Origin of the sequence: Phenylobacterium sp. (assembly GCF_044372605.1) — a bacterium.
GTDB lineage: Bacteria > Pseudomonadota > Alphaproteobacteria > Caulobacterales > Caulobacteraceae > Phenylobacterium.
Genome location: NZ_JBILRO010000222.1, coordinates 1 through 5,905 on the forward strand (window position 1 = coordinate 1; position 5,905 = coordinate 5,905).

7 protein-coding genes are annotated in these 5,905 nt (G+C 65.9%); 1 reads left to right on the forward strand and 6 read right to left on the reverse strand.

The window, feature by feature from the left end; genetic code table 11:
- The coding region (locus tag ACIQ42_RS15085) for a penicillin acylase family protein (protein WP_397423074.1) at positions 1-1,907 on the reverse strand (1,907 nt) is incomplete at its 3' end.
- 157 nt (positions 1,908-2,064) lie between these two features.
- Between ACIQ42_RS15085 and ACIQ42_RS15090 the strand changes: the two genes are divergently transcribed.
- Complete coding sequence (locus tag ACIQ42_RS15090) at positions 2,065-2,265, forward strand: hypothetical protein (protein ID WP_397423075.1); 201 nt, start codon at positions 2,065-2,067, stop codon at positions 2,263-2,265.
- A 9-nt stretch (positions 2,266-2,274) separates the two neighbouring features.
- Here ACIQ42_RS15090 and ACIQ42_RS15095 read toward each other — a convergent pair whose 3' ends face one another.
- The 5 genes from ACIQ42_RS15095 to mltG all read right to left on the reverse strand — a co-directional run.
- The gene (locus ACIQ42_RS15095) at positions 2,275-3,069 is read right to left on the reverse strand and encodes a MipA/OmpV family protein (protein ID WP_397423076.1); all 795 of its coding nucleotides are present in this window, start codon (positions 3,067-3,069) and stop codon (positions 2,275-2,277) included.
- 110 nt (positions 3,070-3,179) lie between these two features.
- Positions 3,180-3,356, reverse strand: a complete 177-nt coding sequence (locus ACIQ42_RS15100) for a hypothetical protein (protein ID WP_397423077.1) — start codon at positions 3,354-3,356, stop codon at positions 3,180-3,182.
- 67 nt (positions 3,357-3,423) lie between these two features.
- Positions 3,424-4,143 carry a guanylate kinase gene (gmk, locus tag ACIQ42_RS15105; protein WP_397423078.1) on the reverse strand — a complete coding sequence of 240 codons (720 nt, stop codon included), beginning with the start codon at positions 4,141-4,143 and terminating at the stop codon, positions 3,424-3,426.
- 54 nt (positions 4,144-4,197) lie between these two features.
- On the reverse strand, positions 4,198-5,079 hold the full coding sequence (locus tag ACIQ42_RS15110) for a YicC/YloC family endoribonuclease (RefSeq protein WP_397423079.1): 882 nt from the start codon (positions 5,077-5,079) through the stop codon (positions 4,198-4,200).
- Positions 5,080-5,905: endolytic transglycosylase MltG (gene mltG, locus ACIQ42_RS15115; protein ID WP_397423080.1), on the reverse strand; the 826-nt coding region annotated here is incomplete at its 5' end. It lies immediately after the preceding gene.

Below are 5,905 nucleotides of genomic sequence, written 5' to 3' on the forward strand. Positions count from 1 at the left end.
AACGACGCGAGGGATCCCCACTGCGCCGAGGTGAAGGGCACGGCGATGCTCGGCCCATCATCGCGGAAGCTCTGGACAATGTCGCCGTTCAGCCGTTGGAACCGGTTGATTTCACCCCACGGGGTCTTCCAGCTTCCGAAGTCGGCGGTCAGCCGCGCGGAGGCTTCCGACAGCGCGGCCAGCTTGTCGGCGCCGGAACTCCTGTCGGCCATGTAGTCCCACACACTCATGCGCGCTGCCCTGGCCGCGGGCGCGGCCCTGGCCCAGAGCGCTTCACCCCAGAACACCGCCAGGGAGGTCTCGGTGGAGCTCGCCGACCAGGTCTTGTCCCAGGCCTTCAGCGCCGCCACCTGCTCCGCCAGCTTGGGATCCGGGGCTGCGTCATAGGCCGCCGTCAGGGTCGGGATCAGGCGCGCGAACGCGGTGAGGTAGGGGTCATAGGCCTTGGCCAGGAGGGTCTCACGGGTCATGCCGCTGGCGCCGGTCAGAACCCGGATGGCGTGCGGGCCGCGTGGGTTCTCTCCGGCGGAGTCCATGTACTTCGGGAAGGCCGCCTTGACCGGACTGTCCGGCCCGGCCGCCGTCCAGGGCGCGTCGTTTACGTTGAACACCCATCCGACCGACGGGTCCTTGACCCGCGGCGCATCGGAGAGGGCATGCAGGCCCTGCCAGTCCGTCGCCGGATCGGAGCCATCCACCGGCTGGGTGTAGTCGAACCGGTCATCGCGCTTCGGGATGAACTGGGGATGCAAATAGGCGGTCACGCCGCTTGAGTCGGCAAACAGGGTGTTGTTGGACGAATTGGCCTTGAGCTCGGCCACCTTCATGAAGTCGGCGTAGCTGTTGGCCTTGGTGCGCAGGAAGGATTGCTGCAGCGCCTCGACCGGCTTGTGCATCAGCGCCACCGCAATCCACTTGTCGCCGAGCTTGCGCACCACCGGGCCGTGATGCGTCCGATAGGTGGTGAAACTCCGGCTGGCCATCGATCCGTCGGCGGCGCGATACGGCACGGCGATGGTCTTCAGCGTGACCTTGCGCTGCTCGTCGCCATAGCGATATCGCAGGCCATCGGCGGCGGACGAGACCTCCTCCGCGAACTCATCGATCACGTCGACGCCGCTGGAGGTGTGCATCCAGCCGGCCCTGGCGTTGAACCCCTGGTAGATGAAGAACTGGCCCCAGGTGACGGCGCCATAGGCGTTCAGCCCCTCGTCGCTGGTCATCTGCAGTTCGGAGCGGAAGAAGAACGAGGTGTGCGGATTGATCAGCAGCAGCGCATGGCCGTCCCGGGTGATCTTCGGCGCAATCGCGATGCCGTTCGAGCCGGTGGGCTCGCGGAAGGCGAAGGGGTCTTCGACCCGCGCGCTCTTCACCCCGCCATAGAAGGTCTCCAGCTCCGCCAGCGAGATGGATTCGATATCGCCGCCGATGCTCCCCTCAGAGAAGCTCAGCGCCATCCAGGGCTCGAAGCGGGTGATCACCCGGGGCCTGGTCTCAGGGTGGGTGGCCAGATAATAGTTCAGGCCGTCGGCCCAGCTGTTCATCAGCGCCTTCAGCCAGGGCGGGCTGGCCGCGTACTGCGCCTTGAGCTCCACCGGATCGATGAACAGCTTCTGCCGCAGGTCCGACCAGATCTCACCGGGCCCCAGGGCCTCGGCCCGACGGCCCAGCGAGGTGAGATAGTTCATCTCCACGCGATTGAAGTCGTCCTCGGCCTGGGTGAAGGCGATGCCGAAGACGGCGTCGGCGTCGGTCTTGCCCTTCACATGGGCGATGCCCCAGGTGTCGCGCACGATGGTCACCCGCTCGGCCGTGGCCTTCCATCGGCCGATGTCTTCCGCCGCCAGGGCTGATCCGCTGAGCAGGCCCCAGACCCCGATCGCCACCGCCAAAGACCGAATCCGCATACACGCCTCCCAAACCCGGACCAGGCCAACACGCCTTGGACCGCCGGGATTGTCCAGCCAGACAGGTCACAATTCCTTAACTCTATTGGCCAGCGCCCCGGACTCAGGCTTTGGTGCCTTTTAGGGGACGCCAACGGGGTCCAGTGGAGTATGCCCGATGCCTGACGCCACCTATGTCGCCTTCGTGCCCAGCGGCATGACCGCCAAGCTGCGTACGGTGCTCCAGACGGAAGATACGGGCCCGATCAGCTGGCGCGAACGCAAGGGCCTGTTTGGCAGCGAATTCTACTTTTCCGGACCGTCCAGCCTGGCCCGCGCCACCCACGCCTACATCAGCGAATGGGTCGTCCGGCACTGAGGTCGTCGATCAGAACAGGGCGTAGGCGATGAATAGGCCCGCCGTGAACTGGTCAGGTGACCCGCGCTGACGCACGCGCGGGCTGTCGGCGGCGTCGCCGATGAGACGGCCATAGCCAAGAAGACCGACCACTGTGGTGCGTCGCCCAACAGGTGCGATGGCGGTCAGGTTGGCCCCGATCTCCTGAAGGCCGCCGCCAGGTCGGTAGGCCGGCAACCCGGACGCCAAGGCCTGGGTCGCGTCGACGCCAAAGAACGCACGGTTGAACTTGGCCGTCACGAAAGTCGCGCCCGGGCCCGCGGACAGCAAGACCGGACCTGATCGAGTCCGCGCGACGGGCAGTGTCACCGCAGCGTCCAGTTCGACAATCCCGCCGCCGTGGCCGCCCGCTACATCATGGCTGGCCTGGATCCGTGCAGAAAACGGGCCGCTCTCGTAACCTGCAAAGGCTCCGGGTTCGATCGAAACGTCAACATCGCCAAGGCCTCGCAAGTCCCGGCTGTCGTTCTCTTCCTGGCCGAAACTGAAGCTGACTATCGGTCCAAACGTGAAATCGCCGGACCGGTAGAGGTTGAGCGCGATCCCATCCTGAACCGTAGCCGACACCAGATCGTCGTAGCTCACCGACAAATAGGGCAGGACGCGGACCCGAGACCCGGCGCTACCGAGGAAGTCAGGGGTCAGCAGACCCCCTCCACCTACTTGCACCTGCAAACCCGACTCCGGCAGCGGCGGCTGCGCAAGGCTGCCGGTCGCCACGGCAAGAGCGCCCAAAGCGACGATGGGCAGGTGATACGGTGGCATTGGAGCTCCCTTGAGAAAGCCGCCGGCGTTCGTAAGCGGCCGGAGCGTCTGGTATAGGACTTTGCTTCCCACCCCGATACCCGCAAGGGTTGAGTTCGCGGAGATGGGCTCTATTTTTTCATCCAAGGCTTGGACTTCGATGCGGAGTGCGCGGCCGCGGCACGCAGCCCGCCATCTCGCGCCCGCCCGCTCGGCGACCCCTTGGCCGCAAGCGCCGCCTTCTTCAAGCGCAATGCCTTCTGGATCGGCGTTTCCCCGACCGGTGGGTCATCATCGTGATCCGTCATACCCGCTCTCCTGCGCCTGCCTTCTATAGCGCGGGTTCGTCCGGGACGGTAATCCGCCGCGCCGCCCCTACTTCTGGATCAAACGCCCCCTCAGCACGGCAGGCGCCTTCACCTTCGGCGCCCCGGCATCGTCGGCCAGCAATCCGTCAACGAACCCGGGCAGCCAGGGGTTTCGGCCGGGCTTCATCCGTTCGGCGCGATAGATGTGGCCGAGGTCCGCATAGGCCCGATCGAAATTCTTGTTCACGATGACGTAGTCGTAGGACTGCCAGTGAATGATCTCTTCACGGCCCAGGGCGAGCCGCTGATTGATCGTCTCCTCGGTGTCTTGCGCACGCGCGCGCAGGCGTCGCTCCAGAGCGCCCCAGACCGGTGGAAGGATGAACAGTCGTACGCTGTCGTCCGGCGCTTTTTCCGCAATCTGCTTCGCGCCTTGCCAGTCGATGTCGAACAGCACGTCGTGGCCCGCCGCCAGCGCGGCCATCACCGGGGCGTTGGGTGTGCCGTAGTACTGGCCGTTCACGACCGCCCATTCGAGGAATTCCCCATCGGCGATCATCCGCTCGAACTCGGCTCGGCTCTTGAAGTAGTACTCCCGGCCTTCCTCCTCACCGGGCCGCGGGGCCCGCGTGGTGGCCGAGATCGAAAGCGTCAGGTCCGAATGGTCGGCCACCAACCGCCGCGTCAGCGACGTCTTGCCGGCGCCTGCGGGACTGGACACCAGCAGCAGCAAACCCCGACGCGTGGTCTCCCAGGGCTTGGAATGGTCATCGCTCGCGGGCGTCACGCTTTATCTCCGCTTGTTCCCGCGCATCGGTCCGGGACGACCAGACACCTGTGGCTATTCCACATTCTGCACCTGCTCGCGGAACTGTTCGATGGTGGCTTTGAGATCCAGGCCCAGGGTGGTCAAGGCCGGCAATGTGGACTTTGAACAGAGTGTATTGGCTTCCCGCATGAACTCCTGGGTCAGGAAGTCCAGTTTGCGGCCCACCGCGCCGTCGGCCGCCAGATGCTCCCGGGCCGCAGCGACGTGGCCCGCCAGCCGGTCCAGTTCCTCGCGGACATCGGCCTTGATCGCCATGGCGGCAGCTTCCTGCAGGATCCGCTCCGGTGTTGCAGCCTCGCCGGCCAGTTCCTTCAGCCGCGCCTCGTAGCGCGCCTTGAGCGCGGCAGGCTGACCGCCCGCCACATCGCCAGCCTGTTCGGTCAGCTCGCCGATGCGGGTTACCTGACCGTTCAGTACCGGCGCCAGTGAGGCGCCCTCGCCGCGTCGTGATGTCAGCAAGGCATCCAGCGCCAGGCTGATGGAGCCGCCCATGGCCGCTTCAAGTTCGGCTACGGCTTCCGGGTCGAGCCCGGTGTCATCGGCCTCGATCACACCCCGCAGCGCCAATAGCCCGTCCAGTCGGGGTGCGGCGGCGCGTCCATCAGCGACATAGACAGCGCCCGCCGCCAGATACCGGGCGATCTGGTCGTGATTGATCCTGACCGATCCGGCGCCTTCACTGCGCTTGGCCTGAACGCCCACGGTGATGTTGCCGCGTTGGAACCGGGCCTGGGCGCCCTCCCGGGTGATCCGTTCCAGACCGTCAAAGCCTGGTGGTCCGCGGAACCGGGTTTCCAGGTTTCGACCATTGACGCTGCGAGCTTCCACCGCCCAGGTCCAGGCGCCCAGCGCGCCTTCGGCCCGGCCAAACCCCGTCATTCCGGATATGGGCATCTACTGTCCCCCCGACGCCTTCTGTCGCTCTATCTCCCGCCAGCGGGCCACATTGCGCTTGTGATCCTCATAGGTCACCGCAAAGGCATGCCCGCCGGAGCCGTCGGCCACAAAGAACAATTCGTCACTTTTCGGTGGATCCAGCACCGCCGCAAGAGCCTCCCGACCCGGATTTGCGATCGGCGTCGGCGGCAGACCAACCATCTTGTAGGAGTTGTAGGGCCCAGCAGCCGCCAGTTCCGAGGCGCGGATGCCGCGCCCCAGCGGCCGACCCCGCGTGAGTCCATAGATTATGGTCGGATCACTCTGCAGCGCCATGCCAAGCCGGAGCCGGTTTACGAACACCGCGGCCACACGGGGCCGTTCGGCCGCGACACCGGTTTCCTTCTCGACGATGGAAGCCAGGATCACAGCCTCTTCCGGCGTTTCAATGGGAAGTCCAGGCTGCCGGGTCGCCCACAGATCGGCCAGGACCTTGTCGCGCGCCTCGCGCATTCTCTGGATCACGGCGGCCCGGCTCTCGCCCCGCTCGAGTCGATAGGTGTCTGGCAGGATCGAACCTTCAGGCGGCTCCTCCGCCGCACCCACCAGCTCCGCCTCGGCTCGCAGGGCGTCGAGAACCATGCCGCTGGTCCAGCCCTCAGGGATTGTCACCTGGTGACGTACGACCTTGCCATCGCGGATGTCGGCCAGAACCCGGGCCATTGAGGCGCCCGACGGGAATTCATACTCGCCGGCCTTCAGGTCCGCCGCAGCACCCGTGATCCGGGCGGCGGCGGCGAACACGCTTGCCGATGAAATGACCCCGGCCGCCTTCAGGGTCTCA

Coding starts and splice junctions, on each gene's coding strand:
- ACIQ42_RS15090 (WP_397423075.1), top strand. CDS start 2,065: ATGCCTGACGCCACCTATGTCGCCTTCGTGCCCAGCGGCATGACCGCC.
- ACIQ42_RS15095 (WP_397423076.1), bottom strand. CDS start 3,069: ATGCCACCGTATCACCTGCCCATCGTCGCTTTGGGCGCTCTTGCCGTG.
- ACIQ42_RS15100 (WP_397423077.1), bottom strand. CDS start 3,356: ATGACGGATCACGATGATGACCCACCGGTCGGGGAAACGCCGATCCAG.
- ACIQ42_RS15110 (WP_397423079.1), bottom strand. CDS start 5,079: ATGCCCATATCCGGAATGACGGGGTTTGGCCGGGCCGAAGGCGCGCTG.